General features: G+C 32.6%; 18 protein-coding genes. 4 read left to right on the forward strand and 14 right to left on the reverse strand.

Going from position 1 to position 15,731, the window contains the following annotated elements:
- Positions 1–6: 6 nt before the first annotated feature.
- From GVV10_RS08060 to GVV10_RS08125, 14 genes are all read right to left on the reverse strand, one after another.
- Entirely contained in the window at positions 7–2,529 is a 2,523-nt protein-coding gene (locus GVV10_RS08060) for an ABC transporter permease (protein WP_159521490.1), read from the reverse strand.
- Entirely contained in the window at positions 2,530–3,207 is a 678-nt protein-coding gene (locus GVV10_RS08065) for an ABC transporter ATP-binding protein (RefSeq protein ID WP_159521492.1), read from the reverse strand. It abuts the gene before it with no gap.
- 46 nt (positions 3,208–3,253) lie between these two features.
- On the reverse strand, positions 3,254–4,198 hold the full coding sequence (locus tag GVV10_RS08070; protein ID WP_159521494.1) for a sensor histidine kinase: 945 nt from the start codon (positions 4,196–4,198) through the stop codon (positions 3,254–3,256).
- Entirely contained in the window at positions 4,199–4,843 is a 645-nt protein-coding gene (locus tag GVV10_RS08075) for a response regulator transcription factor (RefSeq protein WP_159521495.1), read from the reverse strand.
- An 86-nt stretch (positions 4,844–4,929) separates the two neighbouring features.
- On the reverse strand, positions 4,930–5,829 hold the full coding sequence (locus GVV10_RS08080; protein WP_159521496.1) for an SPFH domain-containing protein: 900 nt from the start codon (positions 5,827–5,829) through the stop codon (positions 4,930–4,932).
- Between the two features lie 19 nt (positions 5,830–5,848).
- Entirely contained in the window at positions 5,849–6,277 is a 429-nt protein-coding gene (locus tag GVV10_RS08085) for an NfeD family protein (RefSeq protein ID WP_159521497.1), read from the reverse strand.
- Positions 6,274–6,654 carry a hypothetical protein gene (locus tag GVV10_RS08090; RefSeq protein ID WP_159521498.1) on the reverse strand — a complete coding sequence of 127 codons (381 nt, stop codon included), beginning with the start codon at positions 6,652–6,654 and terminating at the stop codon, positions 6,274–6,276. The genes GVV10_RS08085 and GVV10_RS08090 overlap by 4 nt, the downstream gene beginning before the upstream one ends.
- A 92-nt stretch (positions 6,655–6,746) precedes the next feature.
- Entirely contained in the window at positions 6,747–7,298 is a 552-nt protein-coding gene (locus tag GVV10_RS08095; RefSeq protein WP_159521499.1) for an HAD-IB family phosphatase, read from the reverse strand.
- Positions 7,285–7,821, reverse strand: a complete 537-nt coding sequence (locus GVV10_RS08100; protein ID WP_159521500.1) for a 3'-5' exonuclease — start codon at positions 7,819–7,821, stop codon at positions 7,285–7,287. Before GVV10_RS08100 ends, GVV10_RS08095 begins: the two co-directional genes overlap by 14 nt.
- Before the next feature lie 104 nt (positions 7,822–7,925).
- Entirely contained in the window at positions 7,926–9,788 is a 1,863-nt protein-coding gene (gene htpG, locus GVV10_RS08105) for a molecular chaperone HtpG (protein ID WP_159521501.1), read from the reverse strand.
- A gap of 189 nt (positions 9,789–9,977) precedes the next feature.
- Positions 9,978–10,736, reverse strand: coding sequence for a bactofilin family protein (locus tag GVV10_RS08110; protein ID WP_159521502.1), 759 nt, complete (start codon positions 10,734–10,736; stop codon positions 9,978–9,980).
- Positions 10,737–11,412: 676 nt separating this feature from the next.
- Complete coding sequence (locus tag GVV10_RS08115; RefSeq protein ID WP_159521503.1) at positions 11,413–12,000, reverse strand: hypothetical protein; 588 nt, start codon at positions 11,998–12,000, stop codon at positions 11,413–11,415.
- On the reverse strand, positions 11,987–12,361 hold the full coding sequence (locus GVV10_RS08120) for a thioredoxin domain-containing protein (protein ID WP_159521505.1): 375 nt from the start codon (positions 12,359–12,361) through the stop codon (positions 11,987–11,989). Before GVV10_RS08120 ends, GVV10_RS08115 begins: the two co-directional genes overlap by 14 nt.
- Before the next feature lie 73 nt (positions 12,362–12,434).
- On the reverse strand, positions 12,435–13,442 hold the full coding sequence (locus GVV10_RS08125; protein WP_159521507.1) for a glycosyltransferase: 1,008 nt from the start codon (positions 13,440–13,442) through the stop codon (positions 12,435–12,437).
- A 121-nt stretch (positions 13,443–13,563) separates the two neighbouring features.
- Here GVV10_RS08125 and GVV10_RS08130 point away from each other — a divergent pair, with 121 nt between their 5' ends.
- From GVV10_RS08130 to GVV10_RS08145, 4 genes are read left to right on the forward strand one after another with little or no spacing between them, the layout of a single operon-like run.
- Positions 13,564–14,070 carry a transcription repressor NadR gene (locus tag GVV10_RS08130; RefSeq protein WP_159521509.1) on the forward strand — a complete coding sequence of 169 codons (507 nt, stop codon included), beginning with the start codon at positions 13,564–13,566 and terminating at the stop codon, positions 14,068–14,070.
- A gap of 59 nt (positions 14,071–14,129) precedes the next feature.
- Positions 14,130–14,648 carry a hypothetical protein gene (locus tag GVV10_RS08135; RefSeq protein WP_201290026.1) on the forward strand — a complete coding sequence of 173 codons (519 nt, stop codon included), beginning with the start codon at positions 14,130–14,132 and terminating at the stop codon, positions 14,646–14,648.
- Between the two features lie 38 nt (positions 14,649–14,686).
- On the forward strand, positions 14,687–15,043 hold the full coding sequence (locus GVV10_RS08140) for an arsenate reductase family protein (protein WP_159521513.1): 357 nt from the start codon (positions 14,687–14,689) through the stop codon (positions 15,041–15,043).
- Positions 15,040–15,729 (forward strand): YaaA family protein, encoded by a 690-nt coding sequence (locus GVV10_RS08145; protein WP_159521515.1) that lies wholly within the window; start codon positions 15,040–15,042, stop codon positions 15,727–15,729. Before GVV10_RS08140 ends, GVV10_RS08145 begins: the two co-directional genes overlap by 4 nt.
- Positions 15,730–15,731 lie beyond the last annotated feature (2 nt).

The raw sequence follows: 15,731 nt of genomic DNA on the forward strand, positions 1-15,731 counted from the left end.
TTATATTTAATTTGACCTCATTCCATCTAAAATACTTTGACGTTTACGTTTTTGATATATAACGACGGAATTAACTAAAATAAATATTCCTACAAAGCCAAGACTATAGATAAAACTTTTTAAATTTAAACTGAATGTCACAATTGGATTAAACTTTCTAACAAAATGAACATAGACCATTAATAATCCAATAGAGATTGCTGTCGCTTTTATAAAAGGACCAATTGATGAAATAATAATTTCATAGTAAAGCATTTTATTAACTTCCTTTTTAGTCATGCCAACAGACATGAGTGAGGAAAGCTCTCTTTTTCTAGATTCAAGCTGGACAAGGTTCACACTGACCATATTACTAATAACGATAACAAAAACAATCGCTAGAATAATTTTAAAAACATTATCAAATAATTTATACGTATTAATGATATACATTTGATGTTCTTCAATATTTATTACTTCAACCTTATCGCCTAAATTCTTCTCCAATGTAGTTTTAAACTGACTTGCTTCATCAACATTCATGTAAATAACATTCTCAAAAGATGAATTGACGACATAGTCATTATCTAGTAAAGCTTTAAACTGACTTTCGAAGAAAGTTTTACGCATCAAGAATTTTGTTGAATTAATTTGATTTCTAATAAAGTCACTTTTGCTTTCACTCAATATAGAATCAATTGTTAATGGAACATAATCAATCTTTAGCATTTCAATATCACTGTCTTTGCCAATTTTAATTTTTTGGCCTTCATAAAAATTTAATCTTTCACTATTTTCATCAATATCATTCGGTTTATCAACTAAAATCACTTGTGTTTCTTTAGGTAAACCTTCATTTAAAAGTATTTTATTATATGAATCATCATCCACAACTGTTACTTTTAGCCTCGCTCCATCCACGGCTTCATATTCACTGATTAACATTTCGTCATCATCGTTTTTAACATCGAGACCAGAAAAATTAATAGATTCCAGGTAGTATTCTCTTTTCTTTGATACATTTGAGTACATTGATTGAATTGATTGGTTTTGTACTTTTATATCCTCATATGTTTCATGATCAGAGTTCCTTAGATAAACATTGTAACTGTTAGGATTAATTGATCCAGTATTTTTAAACGTCGAGTATACAATGTTTGTTATGCTTAAAAAGATAATTAGACTGACCGTAAGAGACCATTTTGTACCTTTCATCCCTCCTCCATCAACTTTCAATTTTCGATGCGCCAAGCTAAATGGTATATTCTGCTTTGAACGTAATGGGGTCCTTTTTTTCTTTTTATATCTCTTATGTTCTTTAATCGATTCAATGGATGTTTGCTTAAATAAATTGTGGGTAATCTTCCATATAGGAAAACTAATCAAAATCAGTGAAATAAGAAAACTTGCAAGGACTGCCCATAAAGGTAAAACTACACTCATTACGACAGGTTCATCAGATAACTTCATTGCATACATAGACTGACTTACATAATTCGCCAATTCTCTTGCTAAAATTGAACCTAATGCTATTCCTAATATAATACCAACAACCCCAAGTAAGTACGACTCAATTTGAATCGCAAAACGAATCTGTTTTTTAGTTGCTCCCACACTCCTCAACAAACCATAATCGTGAAGATTTTGTTGAACCCGACTATTAAATGAATTGTAAATCATACTGACCGTGGCCAGATATAAAACCGCTATCATAAATAAGATAATTGTAATTGAAGTTAGTTTATTTTCAGTTAATTTTAAATCTAACCCTTCAAAGTTATTCAAGTCATCATTAAGAAAATAATAATGCCCATCAGTAATTTGGTCTTTATTTATAAGGTTTTTTTCATCGACCATTTTAATAAAGTCATTTATATTACGAATATTATCGTTCACTTTAACTTCAATAATTCTCATGCCTTCTACTTTGTCTTGATAAACATACGAAGTATTTGCCATTCTGTCATCTGCTTTAAAACCAACAACTTTCAGATCAACTGGATGCGTTTCAACGTTACCATCATCAAAATATATTTTTCGAGATAAATTGATCGTATCATTCAACTTCAACGTTGGAAAATACAACATTTTCATCTTAATAGACATAAACATCTCGTTGTTTTTATTTGGGAACCGACCTTCTAAAATTGTTTCTTTGTCCCGCAGTGGAATCCAATCTAAACGATTTAATGAATAGGATAAATGGTCATTATTGGGGTAATATTCGCTTATACTTTCTGCTACATTTACCATTTGATTGCCTGTATCATCAAGTAAAAAATAACTATTATGTGTAACTAAAGAATACGATTCCATGTAAGGTTCCATCTCTTCGATAAATTTTTCATGGTCTGTTAAATGAAAGAATAGAATATTATAGCGTGGAGAGCTATTCAGTACTTGGATTTTTTCATCTTCGTAAACACTATATGAAAATGCTACAACCATAGTTGTCATTGCAACCGACAAGGCAATACTAATCAAACTCAACATCGCTATTTTTTTGTTTTTAAATAAATTCCTTAATCCAAGCTTAGCCACTAGCATCATTTAAAGAACCTCATCTTTGATTATTTTTCCATCTTCAAGGTAGATGACGCGTTCTGCTTGTTTAGCAATATTAATATCATGTGTAATGACAATGATTGTTTGCATATGTTCACGATGAGATTTTTTTAACAGTTTTACAATCTCTAATGAATTTTCTTGATCTAAATTTCCTGTTGGTTCATCAGCTAAAATTAAACTGGGTTTATTCATCAATGCACGAGCGATTGAGACTCGTTGCTGTTGCCCGCCTGATAACTCATTAGGGTGATGTTTTAATCGCTTATCTAATCCCATTTGGTCAATCAATGTATCAAAATAATCTCTATCCACCGGAGCATTATCAAGAAGTAGTGGTAATTCTATATTCTCTTGTACATTTAACATCGGGATTAAATTGTAAAATTGGTAAATAAGCCCTATTTGTCTACGTCTAAAAATCGTTAATTTCTTTTCATTCATTTCTGAAATATTCATTCCATCAATGTATATTTTTCCAGAACTTGCTTTATCAACACAACCAAGAATATGCATAAGCGTTGATTTCCCTGAACCACTGGGACCCATTACCGCTACAAATTCTCCTTTTTGAATTGAGAAGCTTATATCATTTAAGGCATAAATTTCTTCTTTTCCTTGTTTATATGTTTTAACAAGATTTTCTACTTTTAATATTTCCACTGTATCACCTCTCTTAGAGTATAGACCGTAATAAGACTCTATTTTCTTACAGTTTTGTCACATGATCTAATTCTATGACAAATGTATTTTTTTCTTCTACTCTAATTGTAGCGTGATGGAGATCTAAGACGCTCTTAGCGTATGCAAGCCCAATTCCTAAACTTTCTGTTTTACTTGGATAAGTATAGAAACGATCAAATACTTTTTGAGGGTGACATATAGCATCTCCATCATCAGAAATACGAATAGTGGTCCAAGGTCCTTTTTGTTCAACCTCAATCATTATCACTTCTTGTGCATAATCCAGTTTATTGTTAATAATATTATAAAGAACTTCGAACATTAATTTTGAATCAACAAATATCTTCTTTTCTCCACCACTCACACGAACGATTAATTTTTTTTCTTTTAAATGAATAGACAAGTTATCGAGCACCTGATCAAGGATGTGTTTTGTTTGCACCCACTCTGGACAAAATGGAAGTAATTGAGCATCAGCTTTAATTAGCGTGATTAAAGACTCTACTAGACTTCGCATTCTTTCAATCTGTGCATGAATATTTTCTGTGATTTCTGTCTCTTCTTGTAAATCATTCAACAACATTAATGCTGCTAGGGGTGTCTTTAGTTGATGCGATACATCTTGAAACTGATGAGCAAGCAATTCTTTTTGATCTTTGAGTCGTTCATTCATTGTTCTCATATTTACAGTTGTCTTGTTCAGTTCCGAATGAATTCTAGCAAGCTCTCCTTCCTCATAGGCTAACAAATCATAGTTATAATTTCCTTGATTCAATTTTTGTAAATAGATATGAAGTTTATCAATGTTTTCTTTACGTTTCTTAAAATATCGAATTATCATCAATAGTGTCCCAATAAACAACCCCAAAATTATAATAAAAACTGGCATAAAACCAATGGCTACAAGTGCAAAAAGATATAATATAGTCAAAGACTTAAATAAATTATTTTGATCGTTATCGTATGTCATTTATACCTCCAAACAGTATCCTTCACCGTGTATTGTAATTATCGATACACTTTGACCCAACTTTTCTCTTAGTCTTTTAATATTTACAGAAAGTGTGTTATCACTAATGTAATCTTCGTCTCCCCATATATGACGACTCAATGATTGACGTGTCATTATTTGATTGACGTGTTGGGCAAGCACCAATAACAAACGATATTCTTGAACCGATAAAATTATCTCTTCCTCGTTAACATAAACCATCGCTGTTAAAACATTAATCTTCAATACTTCAATGTCTATCATCGTTTGCTTTTGTCTTTTAAGCAAAACTTGAATTCTTCGGTCGAGCTCACTAAGTCTAAATGGTTTACTCAAATATTCATCCGCACCCAGATCATAAGCTTGAACAAGACTTTGTTCATCATCTTGCGCTGTTAAAAATAATATTGGCGTTTGAAATTCTTTTCTTATCAAATGGCATACTTCAAAACCACTCCCATCTGGGAGTCCTATATCCAGCATAAACAAATCAATGTCTGAGCTTATTTTTCGTTTCGCTTCGGAAACGGTGTAGGCAGTTTCACATGACCAATTTTTACTTTCACAAAATTTTCTTAGCGCAAACACTATGGTTGCATCGTCTTCTACAATTAGTATCTTCATAGTTTTATTATATCCTAATTATCAAACAATGTTTGTGACAACTTCGTCATAAAAAAACATCACCTTTTTCAAGATGATGTGATTAATTAATCTTTACTTACAATATCTTTGCCCATTTGAAGAACAGAAGCTAGATTTTGTAATTCTGATGGAACAATAATTTTTGTTGCTTGACCATCCGCAACTTTTTCCATTGTTTCTAAACTCTTAAGTTTTAAATAAGCATTATCAATTGTAACTGTTGAAAGTAAGGATGCACCTTTTGCTTGAGCTGCCATCACACGTTCAATTGCTTGTGCTTCCCCTTCAGCTTCAGTTATACGAGCTTCTTTTTGAGCTTGAGCTCTAAGAACTACAGATTCCTTTTCACCTTCCGCGATTAAAATAGCAGAGCGCTTTTCACCTTCAGCACGAAGAATCGACTCACGACGTTCACGTTCAGCACGCATTTGTTTTTCCATTGCTTCTTGAATATCACGTGGTGGGATAATATTCTTTACCTCAACTCGTTGAACTCGAATTCCCCATGGATCTGTCGCTTCATCCAAGATAACACGCATTTGAGTATTAATAATGTCACGAGATGTCAAGGTTTGATCCAGTTCCAAATCTCCAATGATATTACGTAAGGTTGTTGCTGTTAGATTTTCAATAGCACTAATTGGATTGTGAATTCCATAAGTATACAGAACAGGGTCTGTAATTTGGAAGTAAACAACCGTATCAATTTGCATTGTTACGTTATCCTTTGTAATTACAGGTTGTGGTTCAAAGTCTTGCACTCGCTCTTTCAATGAAACTTTGTTTGCTACACGATCCACAAACGGTAAAATAATGTGCATTCCTTTTTCTAATGTATGACTGTAAGCCCCTAATCTCTCAATAACATATGCATTGGATTGAGGAATGACTCGTACAGAGTAAAACACAATCAATAATGCAATAATAACAACTAATCCCAATAATATATATCCAAAAAAGTCCATAAACTTTCTCCTTCTCTAGTTAAACTTTTTTAACAATTAACTTTACACCTTCGATAGCTCGAACTTCGACCAAGCTTCCTGCCTCAATCTCTGAGTCTTCATAGCTCGCTACTGACCACTCTTCACCATTAATTTTAACTAAACCCCAGCTTTCAGGCGTGACCCCTTGGTGCAACTTGACAGTTCGACCAATTAAGCGGTCTGCATTTGTCGCAATGACATTTCCACGCAAGGCCCTTGTAGCGATTGGTCTTACAATAACAAGTGATAGTATCGATACCACCGCAAAAACCACAATCTGTAATGGCATACTAGGATGTAAGTAACTGACAATTAATGAAGCAGCCGCTCCAATCGCAAACCACAACGAGACTAAATTACCAATCGTAACTAATTCAAAAAGAATCATCACAACCAAAACAATTAACCAAAATGTCGTTGATGTCATAGAACCACCCCTTCTTTCCCTAAATCATTTAAATCAAATTCCAACACATCTTCCTGATCATTGTATTTAGCCACTATTTTCTGACCGACCAAAGGTTCTCCTAATTTTTTCGATATAAGATCACATAATGCCTTGTTATTTATCTTGGCATAAGCTTTTCCTACAGAAATTTTATGAAGAAGATCACGGTTATAACGATTCAACTCTAAATCTTTTTTAGTCACCGGCTTAACCCCGACCATACCTTCATCACTAATGCCAACTAGCACATAATGACTCTTTGTAAAATGTTCAGTTGCATTGCTATTCAACGTGACATTATGTTCATTCAACGTCACAATTCGTAGTTCTGCATTTCCTGTAACCCACGTATACATTGTATCACCTCTCATACATAATACACTATATTATTTATTTTTTCAATATTTTCTAAAATATTTAATTTTGATAATTTATAATAAAAAAACTCTTACCAAGGTAAGAGTTTATTTCCTTTAACTAAGAAGCTTTCGCTTGCATATTGTGCAAGTGGATCATCAGAATAAGAATCTGAATAAAACTGTTCCATCTCATCAATATTATAGTGTTCTTTCATTCTAACAACTTTTTCAGCACCATAACAATTCTCACGCATATTTCTGCCGGTAAAAGGATCGACAACAGACGCAATCAAATCAACGCCTAATTCTGAACATATTGGTTTAAGCAAGAACTCAGGAGATGCTGAAATAATTAAATCATCTGACCTTTTTTGTTCAAAATACCAATCCTTTAAATTATGTCGATGAGCTTTCCAAAATGATTCAACATGGTCATTCATATTCGGAATATGTTCAAAATAACGATAAAAGATTGTTTTCATATCTGTTTTACTCATTTTTTTTCGCTTATAATTTGTTGCTGCACTAATTTGTGATGGCCATTTTTTTATGATCGAAGGATGTTTTTTTAAGGTGTACTTATAAAAATCAATCGAACTATCACCATCATAAATTGTTTTATCAAAATCATAGACATTCATGGTATCTCTCCTTATACTTACTTACTATATTTAAATATACATCTGCTGTTTGACGACAGTCGTCTAACGCTCGATGACCTATTTCTCTAGGTATTGAGAAATAATCACACAACGTTTCTAACTTGTGGTTGACACTGTCCTTAATAAGACATTGAGCAAGTGACAAGGTATCAATCTTTTCATTGTCGAAAGGTTCTTGGCTCACACGCTCATAGGATTCTTTTATTAAGCCATAATCAAAGTTTACATCATGACCTAAAATAACATCATCCCCAATAAAATCAACCAAATTAATGATAATTTCATCGATAAGTGGTGCATCTTGTATCATCGAATTTGTAATTCCTGTCAATTCCACCACAAACGGAAGAATCGTATTTTTAGACTTGATTAATGTTGAAAAAGAAGCGACTGGCTCACCATTACGATATTTAATGGCACTAATTTCTGTAACATCATCCGCTTTATCACTTCGTCCCGTTGTTTCTGCATCAATCACTGTAAAATCTAAAACCATACACATTCTACCCTTCTTTACTATGCTAATTGTACCATATTTCTATATAAGGGGGTATCTTTCACTTCGTAAAAAGAAAGAAGTTATCCTTAACTTCTTTCCTTTAATTGTTATTTAGATGTCTCAATCATTAAATTAGCAATTTTTTTAGAAAACTCTACAGGATCTTCGATTGGTAAGCCTTCTATTAAACATGCTTGATCATAAAGAATATCTGCATAGTCTTTCAAAGTATCTGGATTTTTTTCATACATAGAATTTAGTGCTTGTAGTAATTCATGGTCTGGATTTATTTCAAGTATCCGTTGTGCTTTCATTGTTTCATCATTTTCAGGTAAAGCATTTAAGACCTTTTCCATTTCAAATGACAATCCTTCATCACTTACTAAACATACAGGATGGGATACGAGTCGGGATGACAATTTTACATCATCGACTTTGTGACTTAAGTGTTCTTTTAAACTTGATAACAAGTCTTTTGAACTTTCTGTTTTCTTTTCAATTGCTTCCTTAGTCTCATCGTCAATAAGATCTAAATCACCTTGATTCACTGATTTAAAGTTTTTCTCATCATAATTCATCATAACTTGTAAAACAAACTCATCAATTTCATCAATTAAATAAAGCACTTCATATCCTTTTGATCGAACAAATTCAGCTTGCGGAGATATTTCACATTTGGCGATTGATTCTCCTGAAATAAAGTATATTTCTTCTTGATTTTCTTTCATTCGTTCAACGTATTCGCTTAAGCTTGTAAGTTGGTTTGTTGTTGAACTGTTGAATAAGAGTAAATCTTGTAACTTTTCCTTATTCATACCAAAGCTGGAATAAATTCCATACTTGATGCTTGATCCAAAGTTTGTCCATAGTTTTTCATACTCATCACGATCATTTTTCATCATAGTTTCTAACTCTCTTTGAATGCGTCGTTCAATTCTATTCGAAATTACTTTTAATTGACGGTCGTGTTGTAATATTTCTCTAGAGATATTTAAGGATAGGTCTGGTGAATCCACTAATCCTTGAACAAAGCGGAAGTGTTCTGGAATTAGGTCTTTGTTGCGGTCCATAATGAAGACTCCGCGACTATAAAGTTGTAGACCTGGCTCGTAAACTGTTGAATAAAAATTATGGGGTACATGCTTTGGAATATAGAGCAGTGCATCAAACGATGGGACACCTTCAACTTTCATTTGGATTGTTTTTAATGGGTCCTCAAAGTCATTAAATTTTTCTTTATAAAAATCATTCAGTTGTTCCTTGCTTACATCTGACTTTGATCGTTTCCAAAGTGGAACCATTGAGTTGATGGTCTCTTCCTTGTCTTCTTCAGTCTTCATGATAATTGGATAAGGAATGTAATCTGAATAGGTTTTAATAAGAGACGTCAATGTAAAAGGTTCTAAAAATTGATCATAGTCTTCTTCATCTGTACTTTCTTTAATAGTACAAATTATTGTTGTTCCATGATGCTCACGTTCTGCCTCGGAAATTCGATATCCGTCTAAACCATTGGATTCAAAGCGATACGCATCATTGTGTCCGTATGCCTTGGAAATAACCTCAATTTTTGAACTCACCATAAACGCTGAATAAAATCCCACTCCAAATTGTCCGATAATATCTACTGGGTTTGCCTCATCGTCACTTAACGCTTCTTTAAATGCGTGGGAATCACTTTTAGCAATGGTTCCAAGATACGTTTCGAGTTCTTCTTTATTCATTCCTATCCCACGATCATGGATGATAAGCTGACGATTTTCTGTATCGACATCAACACGTATTTGAAGATCGTTTTTACTGATTTTTATATCTGTATCCTGTAAAGATTTAAAGTATAATTTATCCGATGCATCACTGGCATTTGATAAAAGTTCCCTTAAGAATATCTCTTTATTTGTATAAATAGAATTAATCATCAAATCCAAGAGTCGTTTGGATTCAGCTTTAAATTGTTTTTTTCTTGTCATATAAGCCTCCTTAGCACTCCGTTTCTATGACTGCTAAATACATGATATCTCATTCCTTATTTTTGTCAAGTTTTTCTTTAAAATTCTAATCTTTGCTATTTACACGTGAGCAAACATAAAAATGAGCTACTATGATTGAAAACATCATAATAACTCATTCAATATTTAACATTTCATTTTTCTTATAATCTACTTTTCGATGTCAATTTGACCTTGAATAATTGCTCCAGCTTTTACTTCTAGCTCGCGTGCTCGAACATTACCTTCTAAAATGCTTGAATCATTTAGGATAATTTTATTGTCAATGTACACATTACCAACAATTTTCCCTGAAGACACAAGATTTTCTGCATGTATATCACCTGTCAAAATTGATTGATTTTCAATTGTGACATCATTATTTAATGATACATTGCCAGTAACATAGCCACTCACAATTTCTAGATTTCTTCCTTTAAGAATTCCTTCCATTTGTGCCCCACTTGCTAAAGTAATATCACCACTTGATTCAATATCACCTGTGATTTCACCGAAAAACTCTAAATCACCATCAAGCTTAATATCACCCGTAATTTGAACCCCTTTTGCAATAATTGTTTTCTCTGAATGCATTTTTTTCTCCTCAACTATTTCTCTAATAGTGTTACTTTCTTCATTTTGAACTTCATAGTTTGTTTCTTCTTGATGTGAAACTCCCCAACTTTCATGATCAACTTGATTATCATTCATTGTTTCAATTTCTGGTTCTGGTATTTCTGTTCGTTCATCAATCCATTTTTTAATCGAAGATAATACGTTATTACTTGAGTTATTATCATTTGACTCAAATGAATTTTTCTCTTCTGGGAGTTCTGGTTCAGTTATTGTTTCAGTCTCTTCTTCAACTTCTATTTCAGATTCCTCTTCAACAATCTCTGGTTCTTGTGTTTTAATACCTCTTGTTTTCATTCTCCCGTATCTTTTTCTAGACAAACTAACCCTCCTCCTTCTTTATCTAAAAATTAAAAAAATTAGTCAATAGTACAAAAATTTTAGTGCATCTTCATCTATACTACTCGACGACTCTTTCTATCTTATTTAATCATATTTCTTATTCTTGCTTGTCTATCGGTATTCAATTGTTATTTATATGTCATGAAATGAGAATTTTTTATGTTAAATACTCAAGGTTTTATCTCAAATTAAGCTTGATTATCAATAAGAATGCGAATGCCTTGCTATCCTTCATTAATTATCGTATCTATTTTATTAACCTTCAACCACGATATTTAAATGTAAAAATATAAAGTGTAGGTCAAAATATTTTTACACAATCATAGAATACCTAGTATTAAAAACTTGACCATTGGAATGATGTCGGTAAAGTTTTTTATGATGCTTGACTGCAAAGTATAAAAATAATCTTAAAGATAAAGTAAAACTGTCGTTAATAGTACTTACATTTTATCATTCATTTATCATTTCATCAAATTATCTTGAATCTTGGTTCCTCAATATGATTTTATTAAAACAGAACGATTAAAAGTCAAAGCTTTGTCGATTTTTAGTTATTTATTAACCCATTTAAATAAAATCATCAAAAAAGCTACATTGTAAGAAACTAAACTTCCTTACAATGTAGCTGTTATATTCTGAAACTTTCAACAATAATCCAACGAATTGTTTTGTTTTCAACTGTTAATTTAATCTCTGTCTTGCTTACTTTATCATGTTGAAATGTATACGTTATAAACTGTGCATTTTCTTCTTTGGTATAATCACCCAATGCTTCAATGATCGTCTCAATGGGAGTAGCAAAGTTGATACCCTTGTTTATTTTTATATCGCTTGCTTTATCGGATCCAAAGGTGCGATTCTCTGCACCGATCGTTGCAACATACGTTTCTTTTAAAGGTAAACTGTCTTTCATCGGATTAAAGAAACTCACATCTAAGATGTAGGCCCCATTTCTAATGTAACGATTCCGAATGACTTTACCTGCTTCTAACTCATAATCATCATTATCAACAAGGATCCAACCATCTTTTTCTAAATCTTTATAAGCGACTGGCAATACATATTCTTTATCAAGCAACGTCACTGTTTGCTTATAAAACTCCGGTGCTTTTGGTTCTTCTTTTGGCTCTTCTTTAGACTGAGCTTTTTCACTGCATCCACCAAGTGCTAATAGAACGATGATAACGAAAAAGAGTAATTTTTTATTCTTCATCATTGGGATCTAAATAGATATCTGTTCCAACACCACAACAGTATCCTATCCTTCCATCATTCGCAGCTTGGATTAAGTCACTTGTTTGTTTATTTTCATTAAGTTCAAGTTTAAATATTGATTGAAGTTCCTGTGTATTAGGGTACTTCCCTTCAAATTTTAATTCATTATCAACATAAAAACTAGGCAAAACTGAAATATCTTTAACTCTCTCAGCATGATTATGAGCGTCATATATTTCGACTTCAATGCCGCTTTTTTCTAATTCTTTGCAAGTATCTAAGAACTGATATCGCTTAACATCTTTTTCAATTCCAAGAACACTTCCTAAAGATTCTGCTGTTAAGTACGCTGTTAGTTTCATCTTACCACTCCTTCTCTTCATTATTATATACCTTATTGTTAAACTGACCAAGTTTCTTTTAAAAAAAGAAGGATTAGATTTTCCTTCTTAAATTTCTCTCATAAACTTCTTTTAGTTGATAACCTATCGCTTCAATTGATCGTTCTCTTGCAACTTCATAGCCTTTCGCAATCGTATTCGGAATTTCATCCTCAAGATATGCTTTTACTAAACGTTCAAACTCATCATTATTATTTGCTTTATAACAATTCACTTGATCAACCATCCACGGATCATAGACCGGAATATCACGTAACATTACTTGACATTTTCCTGCTAAAGCTTCTAAAACAACAATGCCTTCTGTTTCCTCATACGATGGAAATAGGAAAATATCCGCATCAGCATATGCACCTTCGATAATATCACCTGAGATATAGCCAGGCATGATTAAATTATCGGGCTTTTCTTTAATCGCATCACGAACCTTTTTGGTCACACTCGCCAACGGGCTAAAGCCAAACCAAATAAATGTATATTCTGGCATCCTTTGTGCAAGTTCGATAAAGTCGGGTAATCCTTTTCTTTCGAAATATAAACCGACTGATAGAATAACTCGATCATCATCCGATAGATTAAAAAACTCTCGATATTTCTTAACTTTCTCATCACTTTTAGAAAAACGGTTTAAATCAATGCCATTAGAAATCGCTTGAATGGGTTTTTGAATGCCATATCCTTCCAGAATTTCTTTGGAGTAAGGAGTTGGTGTAAGAATATAATCTCCCAATTTATACGAAGACATAATCCATCGTTTAAACACTGGTGCAATTTGATTTGATAAAACAAATGAATTTTTAAAATCTTCTTCTGTTGAGTGTGCATGGTAGACGACTGGTATTCTTTTTTTATTTGCCTTTTTTGCCATTTTTCTTGCATAAGGATCGACTGTATTTATATGAACAATATCATAGTCATCATCAGGATTGGTTGTATACTCAACACCAGCAAGATCTAAAGCTTGCATTTGATGACGCATTGCCCGACCAATTCCAGACTTTCGGAGCATTTTTTCTCCTTTTTGAAATAATAAAACTTTCATTATAACACCTCTCATCTGTACTACTTATAATACAACAGTATCACAATCAGTTTAACAGGTCAACATTTGTATATTTACTTATCAGAGAAATAAGATACAATATGAATAAGGAGTGATTGTTATGAGTGGAAATCAACGCCGTGAGAATATCTTAAACTATTTACATGCAAACGATAGTGCATATCCTGCGCGGAAATTTGCAGAAATGTATAACGTGTCTCGGCAAGTAATTGTCGGCGATATTGCATTATTAAGAGCTGAAGGTCATGCAATCATCGCAACCAGCAAAGGATACATTTTCAAACATCCTCAAGAAGGATTAATTCGTAAAAACATCGTCATGAATCATAATCAAGATCAAACAAGATTAGAGCTAGAGATATTCGTTAAACACAATGTATTAGTCGAATCTGTTACGGTAGAGCATCCTGTATATGGTGAACTAACAGGTCAACTAAACATTAAAAATCACGAAGACATCGATGATTTCTTGTCATTAGAAGCTGAACTTTTATCTACATTAACAGATGGCGTTCATATTCATACAATCTATTATCCTCAAGATTTAGATTTTAATGAGTTATATCATGACTTAGATCATAATCAATTGTTATATCATAACGACTAGGTGTCTTGACACCTTTTCTTTTTGGCGTATAATGGTGTCAAGACACAAGGAGAATGATTATGTCAACAACAAAAAATTTAACAAGCTCTGCATTACTAATTGCTTTAGGAATTATTATACCGATGTTTATGTACAAAGTAACTATACCCCCAGCATCGTATACGATTGCCAGCCATGTCCCTGTATTTATTTCAATGTTTATCTCACCCTCTGTCGCAATTATGGTCAGCCTAGGAACCGCCTTTGGTTTTTTTGTTAGCTTACCACCTGTAATCGCATTAAGAGCATTATCCCATATTGTTTTTGCTTACTTAGGAGCACTATATATTCAAAAAAATCCAGATTTAATCAATAAGCCAAAACAATTATTCATTTTTAATATATTAATCGGTTTAATCCACGCAACGGCTGAATGTCTTGTAGTCATCTTGTTTTATCAGGTAACCCAAACAAGTATTGACCTTGTTAAATTTGTATTTTTAATGATTGGTGTTGGTGGATTTATCCACAGTATTGTTGATTTCTTGATTGCACAAGTTGTCGTTAAAAAATTATACCAACAAGGTTTTATCAATTAGAACAAATTTGCTATACTATAGATATGGAGGATGAGATAATGAAACCTATATTTATATGTTATAAACGCTGTTCTACCTGCCGTGACGCAATGAAATTTTTGGATAACAATAACATAGCTTATGACTACCGTGATATTATGAGTGACAACCCCAATGCCAATGAATTGAGAAAATGGATTGGACAAAGTGAATTTCCGATCAAGAAATTTTTCAATACACGAGGGGTGCTTTATCGTGAAATGAATTTAAAAGATAAACTCGATGATTTAAGTGATGAAGAAGCAATTGAATTATTAAGTACAGATGGCCGCTTACTAAAAAGACCTTTATTAATTAGTCAAGAAGGAATCTTTGTAGGCTACCACAAGGAACTTTACGAAACGTTGATTCCATGAAAATAATTATTTCCCCAACAAAAAAACAAAACAAAACTGGACTTAGTCCTAAATCTAGTCCTCTTTTTTTTAACCAAAGCCAAGACCTTCGAAATCGTGTGAAACAATTTAACCAAGAAGAAATCGTTAAGCGCTTTAGTGTTTCTGAAAAATTAAGCAACGAAATATTTAATTTTTACAATGAAGACTATGATTCTCAAGCCGCAATCTCGATGTATTCTGGCGCTGTGTTTCAAGCAGCAGATATCGATTCTTGGTCTGATGATGATTTTGTTTATGCCCAAGATAATTTATGGATCTTATCTGCATTGTACGGATACCTAAAACCACTTGATGCAGTGCAACCGTACCGTTTAGATTTTTTTAGTAAAATCGACCTTAATTTATATGATTATTGGGAAGAACACAATCAACTTATTCATTCAACAATCAAGGAGCCGATTATCAATCTGGCTTCAAAAGAATTTTCAAAAATGCTTCCAAGTGAATACTTAATTGACATAATTTTCTTGGAAGAAAATGGAAAAACACAAGCAACTCGAGCAAAACAAGCTCGTGGAGATATGTTATCATTTATTATCACAAATAAAATAGACTCCCTAAAAAAACTACAAAGATATGATCGTCTAGGCTACAGTTACCTTGATGATCAATCTTCAAACAATAAATTGGTATTTACCAAATAAAA

This window comes from Erysipelothrix urinaevulpis (assembly GCF_009828835.1).
GTDB lineage: Bacteria > Bacillota_I > Bacilli_A > Erysipelotrichales > Erysipelotrichaceae > Erysipelothrix > Erysipelothrix urinaevulpis.

Bases quoted from the DNA above. Each gene is read 5' to 3' on its own strand.
- GVV10_RS08060 (WP_159521490.1), bottom strand. From the start codon at position 2,529: ATGATGCTAGTGGCTAAGCTTGGATTAAGGAATTTATTTAAAAACAAA.
- GVV10_RS08070 (WP_159521494.1), bottom strand. From the start codon at position 4,198: ATGACATACGATAACGATCAAAATAATTTATTTAAGTCTTTGACTATA.
- GVV10_RS08075 (WP_159521495.1), bottom strand. From the start codon at position 4,843: ATGAAGATACTAATTGTAGAAGACGATGCAACCATAGTGTTTGCGCTA.
- GVV10_RS08080 (WP_159521496.1), bottom strand. From the start codon at position 5,829: ATGGACTTTTTTGGATATATATTATTGGGATTAGTTGTTATTATTGCA.
- GVV10_RS08085 (WP_159521497.1), bottom strand. From the start codon at position 6,277: ATGACATCAACGACATTTTGGTTAATTGTTTTGGTTGTGATGATTCTT.
- GVV10_RS08090 (WP_159521498.1), bottom strand. From the start codon at position 6,654: ATGTATACGTGGGTTACAGGAAATGCAGAACTACGAATTGTGACGTTG.
- GVV10_RS08095 (WP_159521499.1), bottom strand. From the start codon at position 7,298: ATGAATGTCTATGATTTTGATAAAACAATTTATGATGGTGATAGTTCG.
- GVV10_RS08100 (WP_159521500.1), bottom strand. From the start codon at position 7,821: ATGTGTATGGTTTTAGATTTTACAGTGATTGATGCAGAAACAACGGGA.
- htpG (WP_159521501.1), bottom strand. From the start codon at position 9,788: ATGACAAGAAAAAAACAATTTAAAGCTGAATCCAAACGACTCTTGGAT.
- GVV10_RS08110 (WP_159521502.1), bottom strand. From the start codon at position 10,736: ATGAAAACAAGAGGTATTAAAACACAAGAACCAGAGATTGTTGAAGAG.
- GVV10_RS08115 (WP_159521503.1), bottom strand. From the start codon at position 12,000: ATGATGAAGAATAAAAAATTACTCTTTTTCGTTATCATCGTTCTATTA.
- GVV10_RS08120 (WP_159521505.1), bottom strand. From the start codon at position 12,361: ATGAAACTAACAGCGTACTTAACAGCAGAATCTTTAGGAAGTGTTCTT.
- GVV10_RS08125 (WP_159521507.1), bottom strand. From the start codon at position 13,442: ATGAAAGTTTTATTATTTCAAAAAGGAGAAAAAATGCTCCGAAAGTCT.
- GVV10_RS08130 (WP_159521509.1), top strand. From the start codon at position 13,564: ATGAGTGGAAATCAACGCCGTGAGAATATCTTAAACTATTTACATGCA.
- GVV10_RS08135 (WP_201290026.1), top strand. From the start codon at position 14,130: ATGTCAACAACAAAAAATTTAACAAGCTCTGCATTACTAATTGCTTTA.
- GVV10_RS08140 (WP_159521513.1), top strand. From the start codon at position 14,687: ATGAAACCTATATTTATATGTTATAAACGCTGTTCTACCTGCCGTGAC.
- GVV10_RS08145 (WP_159521515.1), top strand. From the start codon at position 15,040: ATGAAAATAATTATTTCCCCAACAAAAAAACAAAACAAAACTGGACTT.